This is a genomic window from Pseudotenacibaculum haliotis (assembly GCF_042684245.1).
Taxonomy (GTDB): Bacteria; Bacteroidota; Bacteroidia; order Flavobacteriales; family Flavobacteriaceae; genus Polaribacter; species Polaribacter haliotis_A.
Genome location: NZ_JBHULH010000001.1, coordinates 616,000 through 632,835, shown reverse-complemented (window position 1 = coordinate 632,835; position 16,836 = coordinate 616,000). Strand labels below are relative to the sequence as shown.

Here is a 16,836-nt window from a genome sequence, read left to right as displayed (position 1 = left end):
ATCATACCTTTTTTAAAAAATAGAAGAATCGCAACTAAGTGTTGCTAAAGACCTAAAAAAGCAAGATGTAGCTGTTTATAGACATTTAAAGATTATTTGTATACAGCTATGGCAACTTTGGCAATTAATACCTACTCAAGTAGTATAATTGTCTATTTTTGAATCATATGAAGTTTTCTGAGATAGTAATTAAAAATAAGTTTCTACAACACCTGATCTTTTGGATTCTACTATTCTTAATTTACATTTTGTCTTATGCTGGTAATAAAACTTATTATCTTGATTACATAGAAAACGTAGCTATTAAGTTCCCGTTTTATATAGTAGCGGCGTATAGCTTTAATTATTGGCAAGTACCAAGGCTATTAAACAAAAAGAAAAACCTAGCTTTTGTTTTGAGCCTTGTTTTGGTGTCGTTTTTATTGTTTGTAGGGTTCAGATATCTGTTACATGTTTTACACGGTAATGAGATGAAACTTCTTAATATACCCTCTTACCTTTCTAAAACCATTATGTTTTATCCGCCTGCTTTGATGATATACACGTATCAAACATTAAGAAGACAGCAAAAGGAAAAGGATCGTTTATTGTTGTTGCAGCAAGAAAAACTATCAACAGAGCTTAAATACTTAAAAGCACAATTAAACCCTCATTTTTTATTCAACACACTCAACAATTTATATTCATATATCATCAATCAATCTCCTAAAGCAGGAGATATGGTACTACAGCTTTCAGAAATATTAAACTATGTGTTGTATAAAAGTCAGAAAGATCAAGTAGATATAACTGAAGAGATAGATTGTATTCAACATTACATTGAGTTAGAGAAAATACGATATGGAGATAGATTAAAAGTATCTTTAGAAAAGCCTGAAAAAATGATACAACAGGGAATTACTCCATTGTTACTGTTATCAATAGTAGAAAATGCATTTAAACATGGAGCGGGTAAAAGCATTACAGCCCCGGAAATCAACATCTCATTGAAACAAGATCAGAATTTATTGACCTTTAGTGTTTTGAACACAAAAGATGTTCAACATAACGATACGGATAATAAGGGTATAGGATTACGTAATATCAAAAGACAATTAAATTTAATATATCCGGAAAATCATCAATTAGAAATTGATGAAAATGAAGACTATTTTAATGTTAACTTATTAATTAAGATCGCATGAGTATGCTAGTAAAATGTATGATAGTAGACGATGAACAACCTGCAATAGAGTTGTTAGAAAAATATGTTAGCATGTTGCCAAATCTTGAAGTTGTTGCTACTAGTTATAGCGCAATAGAAGCTTCTGAGATACTAAAAAAGGAGTCAGTAGATTTACTTTTTCTTGATATTCAAATGCCTTTGCTTACTGGCCTGGATTTTTTGAAGAATTCTAAGAATCTACCTAAAGTTATTTTAACTACAGCTTACAGAGAATATGCTATTGAAGGGTATGATCTTGATATTGTAGATTATTTGCTAAAACCGATATCATTTGAACGTTTTTTTAAAGCTGTTCAACGTTACTACCAAAATAGCGATAGAAAGAATATTATTTCTGAAAGTGTTCCCGAGAGAAATCATATATACGTAAATGTCAATAAGAAAAATCACAAAGTAAATTTTGACTCTATATTGTATATCGAAAGTCTTAAAGATTACATACGAATTCACACATCAACAAAATCATTGGTTGTTAGAATGAATATTGGATCTATTTTACAGGAATTGCCCGGTTCACAATTTGTAAGAGTGCATCGTTCTTATATCGTTTCAAAAAATAAAATTACAGCCTATACATCTACTGATATAGAAATAGGAACCATAGAAATTCCCATTGGTCAAACCTATAAGGAGATAGTAGAAGATTTGTGTAGATCTTAAGCGAACACCAAAGCTCTTTTGGCAATCTAATCAAAAAAAGAAGAAAAATATAAAGGCCCTACTTCGTTCCTCGTATACTCGGAACTTCGTAGGGCGTAGGTGGAGACGCCGAGAATCGAACTCGGGTCCAAACAAGCAGCCAAAAGGCTTTCTACATGTTTAGTTTTTACTTGGTTTTCGACCTATAACTGACTAAAAACAATCCATTACAGGCTTATCTTCTTAAATTTCAAAACCCAATCGAAGTGCTTGAGTTTCTATCTTTACTTTTACGATGCTTCTAAGCTGAACGCGGTAAATCAACGCTTTCAAGAAACATTTAGCTTGCGCATCTTATGCGCCGAGGCTTGATCTTACTATAATTCAGATATTAAGCAGCTAAAGCGTAGTTATTTTCGCCGTTTAAATGATTGAAATAAGTTTTACGAGAATTATTTCAGTCCTCGACATGCTTACATTTTCACTGACCTTGCTGTCAAAACCAGTCGTCCCCTATTCCTGAATTTACTTCAAGAACTATTTCAATGAACAGGACGACAAAAGTAAGAAAAAACAAACGAAGTTGCATTTGCAAGACGTTGAGAATTCTAGTAATTTCGAGCCGAATTAAAACAAACCCACTTTATGAAATTCGGAATCATCAAAGAGCGTAAGAATCCACCAGACAGACGTGTCGTTTTTTCTCCTGAAAAACTAAAAGAATTGTCTACACAATTCTCTGAAGCACAAATCAAAGTTGAAAGTTCTGATATCAGAGTTTTTTCTGATGAACAATATGCTGAACAAGGATTGGAAATCTCTGAAGATGTTACCGATTGTGATGTGTTACTAGGAGTAAAAGAAGTACCCATTGATGCATTGATTCCGAATAAAAAATATTTTTTCTTTAGCCATACGATCAAAAAGCAACCCTATAACAGAAAACTGTTAAAAGCTATTTTAGACAAGAACATAGAGTTATATGATCATGAGGTAATCACCAAAGCTTCCGGAGCCAGATTGATCGGTTTTGGTCGTTATGCCGGAATCGTAGGAGCTTACAATGGTTTTAGAGCTTGGGGATTGAAATACAATTCGTTCAATTTACCTAAAGCAGAAACTTTACCGGATCAAAAAGCATTGATTCAGGAGTTGAACAATATTCAACTTCCGAATATTAAGATCTTATTAACGGGTAGCGGAAAAGTGGCACATGGAGCCAAAGAAATGTTGGATGCTATGAGCATCAAAAAGGTTTCTGTAGAAGCATATCTTTCTCAAGATTTTGATGAGCCGGTATATTGCTTGATAGATGTACTTGATTACAACAAGAGAAAAGATGGGCAGGTGTTGAACAGAAAAGATTTTTACAATCACCCAGAGAACTACATCTCAGATTTCATGCGTTTTGCAAAAGTAACCGATTACTTTATCGCAGGGCATTTTTATGGAGATGGAGCTCCTTACTTATATACACGAGAAAATGCAAAATCAGCAGACTTCAACATCAAACTAGTAGCTGATGTTTCTTGTGATATTGATGGACCTGTTGCTACAACAATAAGACCTTCAACAATAGCCGATCCAGTTTACGGTTACGAACCACAATCAGAAACTGAAATCGATTTTAAAGATGAAAAAGCGATTACTGTAATGGCAGTAGACAACTTGCCATGTGAGTTGCCAAAAGATGCTAGTGAAGGGTTTGGAGAGCTATTCTTAGAGCATGTGATTCCTGCATTCTACAATAACGACCAAGACGGAATTTTAGCAAGAGCTAAAATGACGGAAAACGGAAAACTTACAGAACGATACAGTTACTTACAAGATTACGTAGACGGAAAAGAGTAAATCAATTTGCTTTGATCTTTTCTTGTAACTCATGATGTGTTCCTAGAATTACACTGATACTCTTTTGTTCTATTCTTTGGCAATGCGTAATGGTATTTTCTAAGCGATTCATATGCTTTTCAAAACCTCCGTTGTCAAAGATGTTACCTTTTTCTTCAAAAAACTCACCATCTTCAATGATGGCTTCTTTTAACTCTTGAATGGTTTCAATGTTGGGTAATGGAACAAAAGAAATTGTATCAAGACTCTTTAAAGGTTTATTGAGATCTGTCATCAAGTTATTAACAGCATAACCAAACCTTCTAATATCGCTCTCCTCTAGTTCTTGTGATTGCAATTCATTTACGCGTGTATAGATAGTGTTTTTTGTTCCTGCTGCCTGTCTGTAGAAAGCAGAAATGTTTTGATGTTGGATATATAAGTTCTTTAGATATTCTTTTTTTCCTTGTTCTTCTGCTAACTTGATATGAAAAGTACAAAATGCTTTATCCCACTCTGTAAAACTTTCAGTAAAGAGTTTTTCTCTTTCAGTAATCAATACGTTATACCCTTGTTGTAAGTTTTTCTTTTTATAGGTTTCTCCATTAAAAGAAAAAGAGTTGACGCTTGTAGTGCCTTGAGCAATTTGACTAGCTTGTTCCATCAGGCGTTCTATTTCTTTAACAGGAGTCATTAATGATGCAAGGTCTGATTTTATTTTAGACAATCCTTCATGATCAAGAGAAACATGGTCTTTTGCTTTATCGATCTCTTCCATTGTAGGAATAGAAAAGAAGCGATTCTCAAAGGTTCCATGATACTGGTCTAATAGATCTTTTCCTTGATTTTCTGTTTGAATGAATTTTTCAAAAGCTTCAGATGAAACAGTGTCTTTATTCTCTTTATTTAGATATTGCTGATAGATTAGAGAAGTCATTTGCTTTTGAACCTCTCCTTTATTTTGAAACAGATCCCAAGGTGATCGATTGTCTTCAGGACATTCAATGAAAGGAACCTTAGCATTTTCTTGCCTTTTATCATTAGGGGGGTGGCTGGCATACATTCCTACTTTTGAATGATCTGAACTTGTAAAGAAAAGCTTTCCACCTCGTTTGTCATCCGGAAGCTCATTTAATATTCTTTCTTTTTCAGGTCGTATTCTATCATGCTCAAGTGCATTATGCGTGTAGAGGTTAGATACAAACATTTTCTTTTGAGCAGCCAAATAAGCTTGTTCAATAGTTTTGTTCCAGGTTGTAAAACCATAATCTAACTTCCATAAAGCAGAAACGATGGCATCACTTCCGGATGTGCTTATCGCAACCTTATCGGCATTGAATTCCATTTCTCGTGAAAGTGAAGAATACATGATATTCAAAAACTGATAAAATAGATTTAAAATCTGACGGATCAACCATATAATAGGGGTGATCACCCAAGCTGCTACCGATAATCTTAAGTCAGCATTTCTCCATTGTTCTAAAGCATTGTCCCAACTATCTCGAGTGAAGATCATATCGTGAATAATCGTATTAGCAGAAATAATATAGCTACCTATTTTCATGCTACTTTGAGCAAAATGACCAAATTCATGACTCATTACCGCTTTGAACTCTGACATATTTAAAGTGTCAACCAACCCTAAGCCTATAGTCAACTCTTTCTTTACAGGAAGAAATAAGCTAAGCCACATATTGGTATAGGAAACATAGGCATTTACATCTGGGTCGATATAAATAGCTTTTGGTTTTGGAGCACCGGTTTCTTTACAGATTTTCAGGATGAATTCCCATAATTCAGATTGTTCCTTTTTAGAAAGTTTTATTCTGTTAGTTCTTTTCACATTCTTAAGTTTAAAAATAAATTTAAGAGTGAATACAAATAACATTACAGATCCTGCAATAGCTCCTATTTTCATTAAAATGGTCAACTTATTCACATCGATCATATCATAGATGAATGCATAGTAAGCTAAATAAGCAAGGCCTACAACCAAAGCGGCGTATAGGATAAAGAATAATAAAATTGAAAGAATAGCTAAAAAAGCTTTAAACTGGTACGATGGTGTTAGAGCCGTAAGTTTTTTGGGTAAGCTACCCGGACTCTTTGGATAAGCAATACTTGACATGCAATTTTTTTTTAGGTCATGAAGATACTAAAAAAATTATTTTCTAACCATAATTCCGTATACTAGGAAGCCAGCACCTGTAATGGTAAGTGCAGAATACCAGTAGCTTGGAATTAATAAGACCAATGCTGCCAAAAAAAGATTGATTCCGGCTAGTATGTAATATGGTTTTTTCTTTTTGGTATTTAAAAGAAATAAAACCGCAGAAAAATAGATCAAAAAAGCAGGAGTAAGGTAGTGGATAGACCCTAAATTTTCTATGATCTTCAATAGGATAATTCCTACACTGATCAATAAAAAATAGAGCCAAAAATGCTTTTTAGATTTCGCATTCCAAACTTTGTGTCCTGATCTTCTAGCATTCCTTCTGCTTGAAAAATAAATAGCCAAAGAAGAGAACAAAAAGACTAGAATAACAACAGATATTGACATGATCTCTATGATTTGAATAGACATCATACCCATAAGACTTACGTCAGAAATAAAACCAAGTAAAGAGGATTTAATAAGATAAGCGCCTAACAAAATATAAAGCCCTACTTGAATGCTATTCAGGCCACGGAGGATGAAATTTTGAGAAGTGTTTGCCGTTAAGTTTTTATATTTACTCATTCAGATGAGACTAGTCGTAGCTAATATACAAAAATGAATCCTGCAGAAGAATACATACTGGGAAAACCAGAACCTTTTAAATCTATTTTACTACATCTGCAGGTAATTATTGAGGCAACAATTCCGGAATTAGAGCTAAAGTACAAGTGGAAAGTACCCTATTATTATCTAGATGGAAATCCATTCTGTTATTTAAATGTGTCTAAAGGATACGTAGACCTTGGTTTTTGGGCTAGCGCACATTTGAAAGGCTACGATAAATTCTTAGTGACAGAAAAAAGAAAAGTTGTCAAATCTTTACGATACTATTTTCCTAATGAGATCAATCAAGAAATTTTGATTGACATTCTAAAAGAACTGAAAAAGATAAATCACAAAGGCTTTTGGAAACGATAGTTTTATTCTACGTGAACCATGTAACTTAAAGCTTCCTGACCATCAAGAAATATCTTAAGAGGACTACTTTCTTTAGGGCTATGAATTAAAATTCTAAAAACAGAATTCTCTTCATAGATCACATCAGCTTTTCGCAATTTGTCATAATCGCCAAATTTGTAATGAATCTTTGTGTTAAAGCGAATCCCTTTTAATTTTAATTCTATGAGTTTTCTCTTTTGTGTTGCAATTTGTCCACTAGAAGGACTAACTACTTGAAAGTTGGAATTGAAATAGGCTTTAGAGAATACAGGAAGATCACTAAATTCCTTTAATGGTTTTTGACCTGTGTAATTACGCCAAAAAATATCTTCAGGGAAATGAGTGTTTTTTATGGTCTCTTTTTTAATGTCAAAATAGGCCTTGTTAAACTTTGGTTGCCAAACTCCTTTGTATGAAAAACCGGAACCTTGAGTTGCATCTATAAACTTCCACTGACCATCAATTTTAATGGCATTCCAAGCATGATTTTTTCGATCAGGAACATAACCTATTTCGTAGGAAGAGCTTTTAATATACCCTAAGACCACTTTGTTTTCGATGCCTATTATATCACAGATTTTTCTATAGAGATAAGCATACCCTTTACATACTGCTTTTTTGGTTTGAAAAGCTTTCAGGGCTGTTTTTTCGTCTTCTTTTTTAAGTCTTCTTTGGTAGTCTTCTTCATCACTTACAATGTAGATTTTTGTATCGTAGATCAAAAAGGGATTTCTACTATTATAATTCAAATTTGTAGCAATCCAAGTATAAGCAGCTCGTGCTTTTTCTACATCACTGCTAAAATCACTATCTATCTGTTTAGCCAAAGATTCTATGGTAGTGAAGTTTTTGTAGGACTTTACAATATTATCTACTCTATCCAATCGGTTTTGAGATAGAACAGAGAAACTGATAAAAAAGAGGAGGAACGTAATTTTTTTCATATTGGGTTGGTTGAGTTGATTTTATCGTACAGAAACTTTGTATTCTAGGGCTAGGTTTCTGTTCAAGAATAAGTAAAGTTCGGTGTCTGTTCCCGGATTTTCAATAGAAACAGTAGCTTTATTTCCTTCAAAGGATATTTTCGGACGTTTTGAATAACGCTGTCCTTTATAGTTGTAGAACAATTGATCTTTTGGAGAAAGGTTTTGAAAAGTCAGCACAACATTGTTAGCTCTTTTCACATTGATATTCCCTTTTTTAGGCGATAATACTGTTATACCTCTCCTTAAAAGTCCTTGAGAATAGATAGGTTGATTGTAAAAATCTTCTAAGCTTCCTAGGTCTAGAACAATTTGCCATCTACGATCATCTGGAAAATGAGTAAGACCAATTTTCTTTGGATCTACAGCAAAATAATACTCATTAAAATCTCGTATCCATCTACCATTAAACACATATCCGGCGGCCCAAGTTGCATCCAATAAAATCCAACGATCATTTATTTTTACAGAATTCCACGCATGGTTTGTAGATCTGGGAACACGACCAATCTCATAAGCAGAATTTCTCACATATCCTTTAATCACTTGTGCCTCTATTCCCATAAGATCGGCTAGTTTTTTAAAAGACTGAGCATACTCTTCACAAACACCTGTTTTGGTTAAAAAAGCATCTTTGATAATCTTGTCTTTGATTGCCTGTAATTTTTGTTGCCTTTCTTCTTCGGTAGAATATTTGAACTGAATAACCTTTCTGGGTTGGTAATATTCCTCTAAGTTGTATCGAATATTATTGGTAAGCCAACGGAATGCAGCACGCACTCTACTAAGATCATCTTTATAATCCCGAGTAATCCTTTTGGCCAAACTTTCTGGATTTGTATATCTAGGATAAGCTGCTACAGTTCTGTCAATAGCAGAAAAATCCTGCGCAGAGGCTACTGAGAAAATAAAAAAGAAGAGTATAAAAAGTTGTCTCATTTGTTAAAGATAACAACTTTTATGCATCAAAAATTGTGCCTAGAGTCCGTTAACGGTTTGTCTGATGGCAACTAAATTGGTCAGTAATTTTTCTAAATGATCTAAATGCAGCATGTTAGCTCCATCACTTTTCGCATTTGCAGGATCAAAATGAGTTTCAATAAATAAACCATCAACATTATTTACAATTCCGGCTCTTGCAATTGTTTCTATCATATCAGGTCTACCTCCTGTAACTCCTGAAGTCTGATTAGGTTGCTGAAGCGAATGTGTAACATCAAGAACTGTGGTTGCAAATTCTCTCATTTCAGGAATACCTCTAAAATCTACGATCATATCTTGATAACCAAACATAGTTCCTCTATCTGTAACCATTACCAGATCATTTCCGGAATCTTTTACCTTTTTAGCGGCATGTTTCATAGCACCCGGACTCATAAATTGACCTTTTTTAAGGTTGACTACTTTGCCAGTTTTAGCAGCAGCTACAACCAAGTCGGTTTGACGTACTAAAAAAGCAGGAATCTGTAAAATATCTACATATTCAGCAGCAAAAGCAGCATCTGAAGCTTCATGAATATCTGTTACCGTAGGAACACCAAAGGTTTTAGAAACCTTTTCTAAGATTTTCAAGGCTTTTTCATCACCAATTCCCGTAAAACTATCAATTCTACTTCTGTTTGCTTTTCTAAAACTTCCTTTAAAAACATAAGGAATCTTAAGATCATCTGTAATTTTTACAACTCTTTCGGCAATTCGCAAGGCCATTTCTTCACCCTCAATTGCGCAAGGTCCGGCTAGTAAGAAAAAGTTATTTGAATCTGTATTTTTAATCTTGGGTACTCGTGATAAATCCATCAAAAAAAATTTTAACAAAAGTACAAAATAATTGTTGCTGATGTTTGGTATCTTTAAACCATTAATAACCAAAAAAACAAAGAATGAATCTTAAGAGAATAGCGGGATTTGCTTTTGGATTACTGTTGGTTTTTCCATCGGTAGAAGCGCAAAAGATCAAGGAGAAAACTGTAAAAAAACATTTGTATACTCTTGCTTCTGATGAAATGGAAGGAAGAAAAACAGGAACTCCAGGAATAGAAAAAGCTGCAAAATATATTGAAGGTGAGTTTAAAAAGATTGGATTAAAAACGTATGAAGACCTTCCAAACTACAGACAAACATTTACGTTTACCAATAGAAGAACCGGTGAAAAGATCACAGGAAGCAATATTATTGGTGTCTTAGAAGGGAAAAGCAAAAAAGATGAATATGTAATCATTTCTGCTCATTACGATCATTTAGGAATGAAGAAAGAAGGAGAAGGAGATTTGATCTTTAATGGTGCTAATGATGATGCTTCTGGTGTAACAGGAGTATTAGCCTTGGCTGAATATTATGCAAAAAGAGGAGACAATGAAAGAAGTATTGTTTTTATTGCTTTTACAGCTGAAGAAATGGGGTTGGTAGGATCTAAGCATTTTGGAAAAGGAATTGATGCTAGCAAATTTATTGCAGGAATCAATTTAGAAATGATGGGAAAAGAACCTAATACAGGACCAAAAACAGCATGGTTAACAGGTTTCGAACGTTCAGATTTTGGAAAGATCGTACAAAAAAACTTGAAAGGAACAGGATATAAATTATACCCGGATCCATATCCTCAATTTGGTTTGTTCTTTAGATCAGATAATGCTTCTTTAGCACGATTAGGAGTTCCATCTCATACATTCTCTACAACACCATTAGATAAGGATGGAGATTATTACCACAGAGTAACAGATGAAGCTGAAACTTTGGATATGAAAGTTCTTACAGAAACAATTAGAGCTGTTGCAAAAGGAACGGAAAGTATCATTATGGGTAAAGATACTCCTAGCAGAGTTGTAATTGAAGAGAAGAAAAAATAAATAATCAACTTTTGAAAAATCTTAAATATATATTCATTTTAGTCCTCTTTGGATGTTCGTCATCCAAAGTGGTCTATGACTATGATGGGAAAACAGATTTTTCGCAATACAAAACCTTTGATTTTTTTGAAGATGTAGGTGATGGTATGAACGAGATTGATGCCAGAAGATTTACATCATACATAGAAAATCAACTAGACTCTTTAGGTTTACAAAAAAAATCAGCCCCTAACTTTTACATTAATGTGATCTCTGAAAAAAGTGAGATCGCGAATGACAATGTGGGTATAGGAATAGGAAGTATAGGAAGAAATGTAGGTTTTGGAATCTCTACAGGGATTCCAATAGGAGGTAAAAAGATCAATGAGAAGGTCACCATAGATTTTGTAGACGCAAAAGACAATCAACTATTTTGGCAAGGAATTCTAAATATAAAAGTACGGGAGAAGATTAAACCGGAAGACAGAGTTCTGTTAGTCCAAGATATTGTTAAAAAGATATTAGAGAAATATCCGCCAAAAAAATAATGGCTTATAACGAATTTTTAGCAGATAGAATAGCACAATTCTTTCGTGAAAAGAGCGTCCCTTTTGAGGCGCGAAAAATGATGGGAGGATTGTGCTTTATGGTTGACGGAAAGATGTGCGTGGGTGTAACAAGAGATGAGCTCATGGCCAGAATCGATCCCGAAATGTATGAAAGCCTGTTACAAAGACCGGGTTGTAAAGAAATGAACTTTACGGGAAGACCTATGAAAGGCTTTGTATTCTTAACAGATGATGCCACAGATCTTGATGTTGATCTCAACGAGTGGCTTCAACTAGCCTTAGATTTCAACCCAAAGGCAAAAGCGAGTAAAAAGAGAAAGAAGAAGTCTTAAGCTAGCCCGAGTTTTTTTAACTTCGCGATTAAATTCATTTTAGATGAGAATCCATTTTATTGCTATTGGAGGTAGTGCCATGCATAATTTAGCTATTGCACTTCACAACAAAGGATACCAAGTAACGGGAAGTGACGATACTATTCATGATCCTTCAAAATCCCGTTTAGAAAAAAGAGGATTATTACCACAAGAGTTTGGATGGTTTCCTGAGAAAATAACGGCAAACCTTGATGTGATCATTCTGGGAATGCATGCAAAAAAAGACAATCCAGAATTGTTAAAAGCTCAAGAGTTAGGTTTGAAAATCTATTCGTACCCAGAGTTTTTATACGAGCAATCCAAAGAGAAAACCAGAGTAGTTATTGGAGGTTCTCACGGAAAGACTACAATTACCTCTATGATTCTTCACGTGTTGAATTATCACGATAGAGAAGTAGATTATATGGTAGGAGCTCAATTGGAAGGTTTTGATACCATGGTGCATCTAACTCAAGAAAATGAGTTTATTGTATTGGAAGGAGATGAGTATCTGAGTTCACCTATAGACATGCGACCTAAGTTTCATTTGTACAAACCCAATATCGCTTTGCTAAGTGGAATTGCTTGGGATCATATTAATGTATTTCCAACATTTGATAACTACGTTGACCAATTTCGAATTTTTACAGATTCGCTAACCAATGGAGGAATCATGGTATACAATGAGGAAGATACAGCAGTAAAAGAGGTTGTAGAAAGCTCAGAACATCCAATAAAAAAATATCCTTACTCGATACCACAACATTTTGTAGATAATGGAATTACCTATATAGATACACCGGATGGAGATATGCCACTGGAAATTTTCGGGGAACATAATCTGCTAAATATGGCTGGAGCTAAGTGGATTTGTCAACACATGGGGATTGATGAGGATGATTTTTATGAAGCCATTGCTTCTTTTAAAGGAGCCAGCAAACGATTGGAAAAAATTGCTGAGAACAAACAAACAGTTGTTTTTAAAGATTTTGCTCACAGTCCTAGTAAGGTAAAGGCAACTACAGAGGCTGTTAAAAATCAATACTCCAACCGCGAATTGTTGGCGTGTTTAGAACTACACACTTACAGCAGTTTGAATGCTGAGTTTCTAAAAGAGTATCGTGGAGCATTGGATAAAGCAGATAAGGCTGTTGCTTTTTATTCTCCACATGCTGTTAAAATAAAACAGTTAGAAGAGGTAACCGAAGAACAAATTGCCAATGCCTTTCAAAGAGATGACCTAATTATCTATACTGATCCAAAAGAGTTCAAAGAATTCTTATTCTCAGAAAGTTTAAAAGACAAAGCAGTTCTGCTGATGAGTTCAGGGAATTATGGAGGTTTGGACTTTGAAGAGGTTAAGAGCTTAATCTCTTCCTAAGATAGTAGTTTCTATATTTATTATCGTTTGATTATTTTAAGGTGCAAAAATGGGTGCTAAGCTTAGAAATAAACTTGAGAGAAAGCCCATCAGATCTGAACTGTATAAAAAATAATGGAACTAGCTCTTTCTCCAAAAGAATGGAGTGAACAAAATAAGTACTGTGAAAAGCTCTAATCTACCTATAAGCATTAAAAAAGAACAAAACCATTTAGCTCCTTGAGAGAGATGTGCAAAGTTGTCAACCGGACTTACAGACCCAATAGCCGGACCTATATTACCTAAACTTGAGGCAGTTGCACCCAATGCAGATATAAAATCCAATCCTAAGAAAGTAAGAACTACAGAAGCAATTACAAAAATGAGCATGTAAATGACAAAGAAAGATAGGATGTTAAAAACAATGGTTTGTGATACAGCTTTACTATCATATCTAACAGGAATAATTGCGTGAGGGTGTAATGTCTTCTTAAACTCAAGAAAACTATTTTTTAACATTACAATATGGCGAACTATTTTGATTCCTCCACTGGTTGAACCTGCAGACCCTCCTACAAAGAAAAGAGCGAAGAAAATACCCGTTGCAAAGAAGCTCCACATAGTAAAATCGGCACTAACAAAACCTGTTGTAGTTACAATAGAAGTTACTTGAAAAAGAGCATGTCTGATAGCGCTTTCTGTTTCACCCAACACTTGCGGATGTGCTATGGTACTAACTAATGATGAATCTCTAAAGAATAGGATGATCGTAGCTATAATGGCAGATACACCCAAAATACCAAAAAGATAATATCTAAACTCTTCACTTTGAATCACTTTTCTAACCTTTCCCTTCAAAGCAAAATAAGTGAGGACAAAGTTGGTTCCTGCTATCAACATAAAAGCAATAACGATATATTGAACCAAAGGCAAATGGTTCCAGTAAGAAAGACTGGCATTTTTTGTAGAGAAACCTCCTGTACTTACTGTTGCCATGGCGTGATTGATAGCATCAAACCAAGTCATACCAGCTACTTTTAATAAAAAGAATTCTGCAAAGGTTAAAGTTACGTAGATCAACCATAAACGCTTGGCTGTATCAGTAATTCTTGGGTGTAATTTATCAGCTGACGGACCAGGAGCTTCAGCCATAAAAAGCTGCATTCCTCCAATACCTAACAAAGGTAGAATTGCGATGGTAAGTACAATAATTCCCATACCACCAATCCAGTGTGTACAGCTACGCCAAAATAAGATCCCTTTTGGCATGGCTTCAATATCTGTCAGTATCGAGGAACCTGTTGTAGAGTACCCGGAAATCGTTTCAAAAAAAGCATTGGTAACATTAGGAATTGCTCCGGTAAACAAGTAGGGGAGCATTCCTGTAAAAGATAAAATAAGCCACCCTAAGGTAACAATTAGATATCCTTCTTTCTTATGAATGTTATTGTTGGTAGGTTTGTTAAAGAAATACAATATCAATCCCAAAAAAACCGTAACGATTCCGGCTATGATGATTCCTGTGTATTCCTCTTCCTTATGATATAAACTAAAAGGAACAGCAACGAACATAAAAACACCATTGAGAACAGCAGTGAGTCCTAGAAAGCGATAAATTATTTTTAAGTTAAGAGTCCCCACGATTAACGGAATAAATCTTCTACTGTACTAATTGCTTCTGGTAAGCAGAAAACAATGGCTTTGTCTCCCGGATTAATCTGAAAGTCACCAAAAGACATCAAAGCTTTTCCATCTCTAATGATTCCTCCAAAGACAGCATCTCTAGGGAAGCGCAATTCTTTAATAGGCTTCTTAGTTACCTTGGCATTGGGGAGTACTTCATACTCAAAAACTTCTGCATCAATGTTGTGAAGGTTTGCCAATGCTAGGATTTCTCCTTTTCTAATATGCCTGAAAATACTACTCGCAGCAATTAATTTTTTATTGATCAATGTATTGATACCAATAGTCTGGGAAATATTGATGTAATCCATATTCTCAACCAAGGCTATGGTCTTTTTTACACCTTTTGATTTGGCAACTAAACAAGACATAATATTGGTTTCAGAATCTCCGGTAACAGCAACAAAAGCATCCATTTCTCGGATGTTCTCTTCTTCCAATAACTCAATATCCCTTCCATCACCATTAATCAATAAAGTATTGTGTAATTCTTCAGCTAAGGACAATGACTTCTCTTTTACTTTTTCTATAAGTTTTACTTTGAAGTTGTCTTTACAAAGATTACGAGCAGTTTTAGAACCAATAGAACTACCTCCTAAGATCATTACATTTTTAATGTTCAGATGTTCTTTTCCAACAATAGGATATAAAGCGTCTACACTGTAATGAGGTACTGAAAAGTATACCTGATCATTTAGTTTATATTCTGTATCTCCTCTTGGTATGATGGTTTGTGATACTCCTTCTCTTTTAATTGCGATGGTAATAAAATCAACATTGGTAAATGTGTCTTTCGCATCTTTAACGGACATATCCAGCAGGGGAGATTTGTAGTCTAAAGTAGTTCCCATTACATTGAAAAGTCCATTTTCAAAAGTAACAGTATCGTTAAATGAAGATTGATTTAATAACATCTTGATCTCATCAGCAGCAAGCTCTTCAGGAGATATCATAAAATCTACACCAAAGCTTTTGAAATCAATTTCATCATTCTTAAGGAATTCCGGGTTATTAATTCTAGCAATGGTTTTTTTTGCACCTAATGATTTTCCAATAACTGAGATTGTAAAATTGGTGTTCTGAGACTCAGTAACTGCCAGTAAAAGATCGGCATTCCCCACACCAACTTCCTTTAATAAGCTGATAGAGGTAGCATCTCCTTTTTTAGTAATTACGTCTAGATGATTATTGATGTAGTTTAGTTTTTCTCCATCAAAATCTATAATGTAGGTGTCTTGCGACTCGTACGATAATAACTTAGCTAAATGAAATCCAACATCACCGGCGCCCGCTATAATAATCTTCATAAGATTGACTCAAAATGTAATACAAAGATATAAACTTGCTTAAGTTTCACAAAAAATACTATTTGTTAAGAGCATCCAAAGAACTTTTGTACCTTTAAAGGAAAAGAATTGACTATGAAAAAAGTACCTATAAAATCTTGGGCACTGGATGATCGCCCGAGAGAAAAACTTCTTGATAAAGGTAGAGAAATATTAAGCTCTGCCGAGTTATTAGCTATTTTAATTAGTTCAGGAAACAAAGATGAAAGCGCTGTAGATCTGTCCAAAAGAATTTTAAGATCTGTAGATGAAAATATCAATGAGCTGGCAAAGATGTCTGTAGAAAGTCTTAGACAATTTAAAGGAATTGGCAAAGCCAAGGCAGTTAAAATTGTTACCGCTTTAGAATTGGGGAGAAGAAGAAAATATGAAGCCTCGGCCATTTCCAAAATACAGAGTAGTAGTGATGTATTTGATATGATGATGCCTTTATTAGAAGACAAGCCTCATGAAGAATTTTGGGTTTTGTATCTCAACAACTCAAATAAGATATTGTCTAGAGAAATGTGTAGCAAAGGAGGCATTACTGCTACGGTGGTAGATATTAGACTCTTGTATAAGAGAGCTATAGAATTGTCTGCAGTTGGGCTCGTAATTTGTCATAATCACCCATCTGGAGATAAAAGCCCAAGTATTTCAGACAAAGAGTTAACCACAAAGATCAAACAAGCAGGAGATAGTCTTGATATAAAACTCCTAGACCATTTAATAATTACCGAAAAGTCTTATTTTAGCTTTGCCGATAATGGTGAAATTTAAAACTGACTTCTTTTTTGATCCTTGTTTATACACATACAATAACACCTAGAGTTCGGTATATCTTCAAGCATATTTTTTCGAGAATATTACTTGTCTCAGTTGATTTT

At 34.4% G+C, this 16,836-nt stretch carries 16 protein-coding genes and 1 other RNA gene; 9 read left to right on the top strand and 8 right to left on the bottom strand.

Features of this window, described 5'->3' with window-relative positions:
• Positions 1-470: 470 nt before the first annotated feature.
• Together ACFSRZ_RS03135 and ACFSRZ_RS03130 are read left to right on the top strand one after the other, a co-directional pair.
• On the top strand, positions 471-1,184 hold the full coding sequence (locus ACFSRZ_RS03135) for a sensor histidine kinase (protein ID WP_379665059.1): 714 nt from the start codon (positions 471-473) through the stop codon (positions 1,182-1,184).
• Positions 1,185-1,201: 17 nt separating this feature from the next.
• The gene (locus tag ACFSRZ_RS03130) at positions 1,202-1,885 is read left to right on the top strand and encodes a LytR/AlgR family response regulator transcription factor (protein WP_379665058.1); all 684 of its coding nucleotides are present in this window, start codon (positions 1,202-1,204) and stop codon (positions 1,883-1,885) included.
• 97 nt (positions 1,886-1,982) lie between these two features.
• Here ACFSRZ_RS03130 and ssrA read toward each other — a convergent pair.
• Positions 1,983-2,378: a transfer-messenger RNA gene (gene ssrA / locus ACFSRZ_RS03125) on the bottom strand.
• Positions 2,379-2,509: 131 nt separating this feature from the next.
• Between ssrA and ACFSRZ_RS03120 the strand changes: the two genes are divergently transcribed.
• Complete coding sequence (locus ACFSRZ_RS03120) at positions 2,510-3,715, top strand: NAD(P)-dependent oxidoreductase (protein ID WP_379665057.1); 1,206 nt, start codon at positions 2,510-2,512, stop codon at positions 3,713-3,715.
• Position 3,716: 1 nt separating this feature from the next.
• On the opposite strand, the gene ACFSRZ_RS03115 is transcribed toward ACFSRZ_RS03120, so the two are convergent.
• A complete protein-coding gene (locus tag ACFSRZ_RS03115) occupies positions 3,717-5,822 on the bottom strand; it encodes a M48 family metallopeptidase (RefSeq protein WP_379665056.1) in 2,106 nt (701 codons plus the stop codon).
• Between the two features lie 36 nt (positions 5,823-5,858).
• Positions 5,859-6,434 carry a hypothetical protein gene (locus tag ACFSRZ_RS03110; RefSeq protein ID WP_379665055.1) on the bottom strand — a complete coding sequence of 192 codons (576 nt, stop codon included), beginning with the start codon at positions 6,432-6,434 and terminating at the stop codon, positions 5,859-5,861.
• 33 nt (positions 6,435-6,467) lie between these two features.
• On the opposite strand from ACFSRZ_RS03110, the gene ACFSRZ_RS03105 reads away from it, so the two are divergent.
• On the top strand, positions 6,468-6,830 hold the full coding sequence (locus ACFSRZ_RS03105) for a DUF1801 domain-containing protein (RefSeq protein ID WP_379665054.1): 363 nt from the start codon (positions 6,468-6,470) through the stop codon (positions 6,828-6,830).
• Positions 6,831-6,832: 2 nt separating this feature from the next.
• Here the strand turns inward: ACFSRZ_RS03105 and ACFSRZ_RS03100 are convergent, their stop codons facing one another.
• From ACFSRZ_RS03100 to kdsA, 3 genes are read right to left on the bottom strand one after another with little or no spacing between them, the layout of a single operon-like run.
• Positions 6,833-7,795 carry a transglutaminase domain-containing protein gene (locus ACFSRZ_RS03100; RefSeq protein WP_379665053.1) on the bottom strand — a complete coding sequence of 321 codons (963 nt, stop codon included), beginning with the start codon at positions 7,793-7,795 and terminating at the stop codon, positions 6,833-6,835.
• A 21-nt stretch (positions 7,796-7,816) separates the two neighbouring features.
• The gene (locus ACFSRZ_RS03095) at positions 7,817-8,773 is read right to left on the bottom strand and encodes a transglutaminase domain-containing protein (protein ID WP_379665052.1); all 957 of its coding nucleotides are present in this window, start codon (positions 8,771-8,773) and stop codon (positions 7,817-7,819) included.
• 39 nt (positions 8,774-8,812) lie between these two features.
• Complete coding sequence (gene kdsA, locus ACFSRZ_RS03090) at positions 8,813-9,631, bottom strand: 3-deoxy-8-phosphooctulonate synthase (RefSeq protein ID WP_379665051.1); 819 nt, start codon at positions 9,629-9,631, stop codon at positions 8,813-8,815.
• An 83-nt stretch (positions 9,632-9,714) separates the two neighbouring features.
• On the opposite strand from kdsA, the gene ACFSRZ_RS03085 reads away from it, so the two are divergent.
• The 4 genes from ACFSRZ_RS03085 to ACFSRZ_RS03070 are packed head-to-tail and all read left to right on the top strand — an operon-like array spanning position 9,715 to position 12,962.
• On the top strand, positions 9,715-10,680 hold the full coding sequence (locus ACFSRZ_RS03085) for a M20/M25/M40 family metallo-hydrolase (RefSeq protein ID WP_379665050.1): 966 nt from the start codon (positions 9,715-9,717) through the stop codon (positions 10,678-10,680).
• Between the two features lie 11 nt (positions 10,681-10,691).
• Positions 10,692-11,207, top strand: coding sequence for a DUF4136 domain-containing protein (locus tag ACFSRZ_RS03080; protein ID WP_379665049.1), 516 nt, complete (start codon positions 10,692-10,694; stop codon positions 11,205-11,207).
• Positions 11,207-11,560: a TfoX/Sxy family protein gene (locus tag ACFSRZ_RS03075; protein ID WP_379665048.1), complete on the top strand. Its 354-nt coding sequence runs from the start codon at positions 11,207-11,209 to the stop codon at positions 11,558-11,560. The genes ACFSRZ_RS03080 and ACFSRZ_RS03075 overlap by 1 nt, the downstream gene beginning before the upstream one ends.
• Positions 11,561-11,603: 43 nt before the next feature.
• Positions 11,604-12,962 carry a UDP-N-acetylmuramate--L-alanine ligase gene (locus ACFSRZ_RS03070; protein ID WP_379665047.1) on the top strand — a complete coding sequence of 453 codons (1,359 nt, stop codon included), beginning with the start codon at positions 11,604-11,606 and terminating at the stop codon, positions 12,960-12,962.
• A gap of 120 nt (positions 12,963-13,082) precedes the next feature.
• Here the strand turns inward: ACFSRZ_RS03070 and ACFSRZ_RS03065 are convergent, their stop codons facing one another.
• Positions 13,083-14,582, bottom strand: coding sequence for a TrkH family potassium uptake protein (locus ACFSRZ_RS03065; RefSeq protein WP_379665046.1), 1,500 nt, complete (start codon positions 14,580-14,582; stop codon positions 13,083-13,085).
• 2 nt (positions 14,583-14,584) lie between these two features.
• On the bottom strand, positions 14,585-15,931 hold the full coding sequence (gene trkA, locus ACFSRZ_RS03060; RefSeq protein ID WP_379665045.1) for a Trk system potassium transporter TrkA: 1,347 nt from the start codon (positions 15,929-15,931) through the stop codon (positions 14,585-14,587).
• 114 nt (positions 15,932-16,045) lie between these two features.
• Here trkA and radC point away from each other — a divergent pair, with 114 nt between their 5' ends.
• Positions 16,046-16,729 carry a RadC family protein gene (gene radC, locus ACFSRZ_RS03055; protein WP_379665044.1) on the top strand — a complete coding sequence of 228 codons (684 nt, stop codon included), beginning with the start codon at positions 16,046-16,048 and terminating at the stop codon, positions 16,727-16,729.
• The last annotated feature ends 107 nt before the right edge of the window (positions 16,730-16,836 follow it).

What these genes read in the sequence shown, in the direction of transcription:
- ACFSRZ_RS03095 (WP_379665052.1), bottom strand. Translation starts at nt 8,773, where the DNA reads ATGAGACAACTTTTTATACTCTTCTTTTTTATTTTCTCAGTAGCCTCT.
- kdsA (WP_379665051.1), bottom strand. Translation starts at nt 9,631, where the DNA reads ATGGATTTATCACGAGTACCCAAGATTAAAAATACAGATTCAAATAAC.
- ACFSRZ_RS03105 (WP_379665054.1), top strand. Translation starts at nt 6,468, where the DNA reads ATGAATCCTGCAGAAGAATACATACTGGGAAAACCAGAACCTTTTAAA.
- trkA (WP_379665045.1), bottom strand. Translation starts at nt 15,931, where the DNA reads ATGAAGATTATTATAGCGGGCGCCGGTGATGTTGGATTTCATTTAGCT.
- ACFSRZ_RS03130 (WP_379665058.1), top strand. Translation starts at nt 1,202, where the DNA reads ATGATAGTAGACGATGAACAACCTGCAATAGAGTTGTTAGAAAAATAT.
- ACFSRZ_RS03075 (WP_379665048.1), top strand. Translation starts at nt 11,207, where the DNA reads ATGGCTTATAACGAATTTTTAGCAGATAGAATAGCACAATTCTTTCGT.
- ACFSRZ_RS03070 (WP_379665047.1), top strand. Translation starts at nt 11,604, where the DNA reads ATGAGAATCCATTTTATTGCTATTGGAGGTAGTGCCATGCATAATTTA.
- ACFSRZ_RS03115 (WP_379665056.1), bottom strand. Translation starts at nt 5,822, where the DNA reads ATGTCAAGTATTGCTTATCCAAAGAGTCCGGGTAGCTTACCCAAAAAA.
- radC (WP_379665044.1), top strand. Translation starts at nt 16,046, where the DNA reads ATGAAAAAAGTACCTATAAAATCTTGGGCACTGGATGATCGCCCGAGA.
- ACFSRZ_RS03085 (WP_379665050.1), top strand. Translation starts at nt 9,715, where the DNA reads ATGAATCTTAAGAGAATAGCGGGATTTGCTTTTGGATTACTGTTGGTT.
- ACFSRZ_RS03120 (WP_379665057.1), top strand. Translation starts at nt 2,510, where the DNA reads ATGAAATTCGGAATCATCAAAGAGCGTAAGAATCCACCAGACAGACGT.
- ACFSRZ_RS03135 (WP_379665059.1), top strand. Translation starts at nt 471, where the DNA reads ATGAAACTTCTTAATATACCCTCTTACCTTTCTAAAACCATTATGTTT.
- ACFSRZ_RS03110 (WP_379665055.1), bottom strand. Translation starts at nt 6,434, where the DNA reads ATGAGTAAATATAAAAACTTAACGGCAAACACTTCTCAAAATTTCATC.
- ACFSRZ_RS03100 (WP_379665053.1), bottom strand. Translation starts at nt 7,795, where the DNA reads ATGAAAAAAATTACGTTCCTCCTCTTTTTTATCAGTTTCTCTGTTCTA.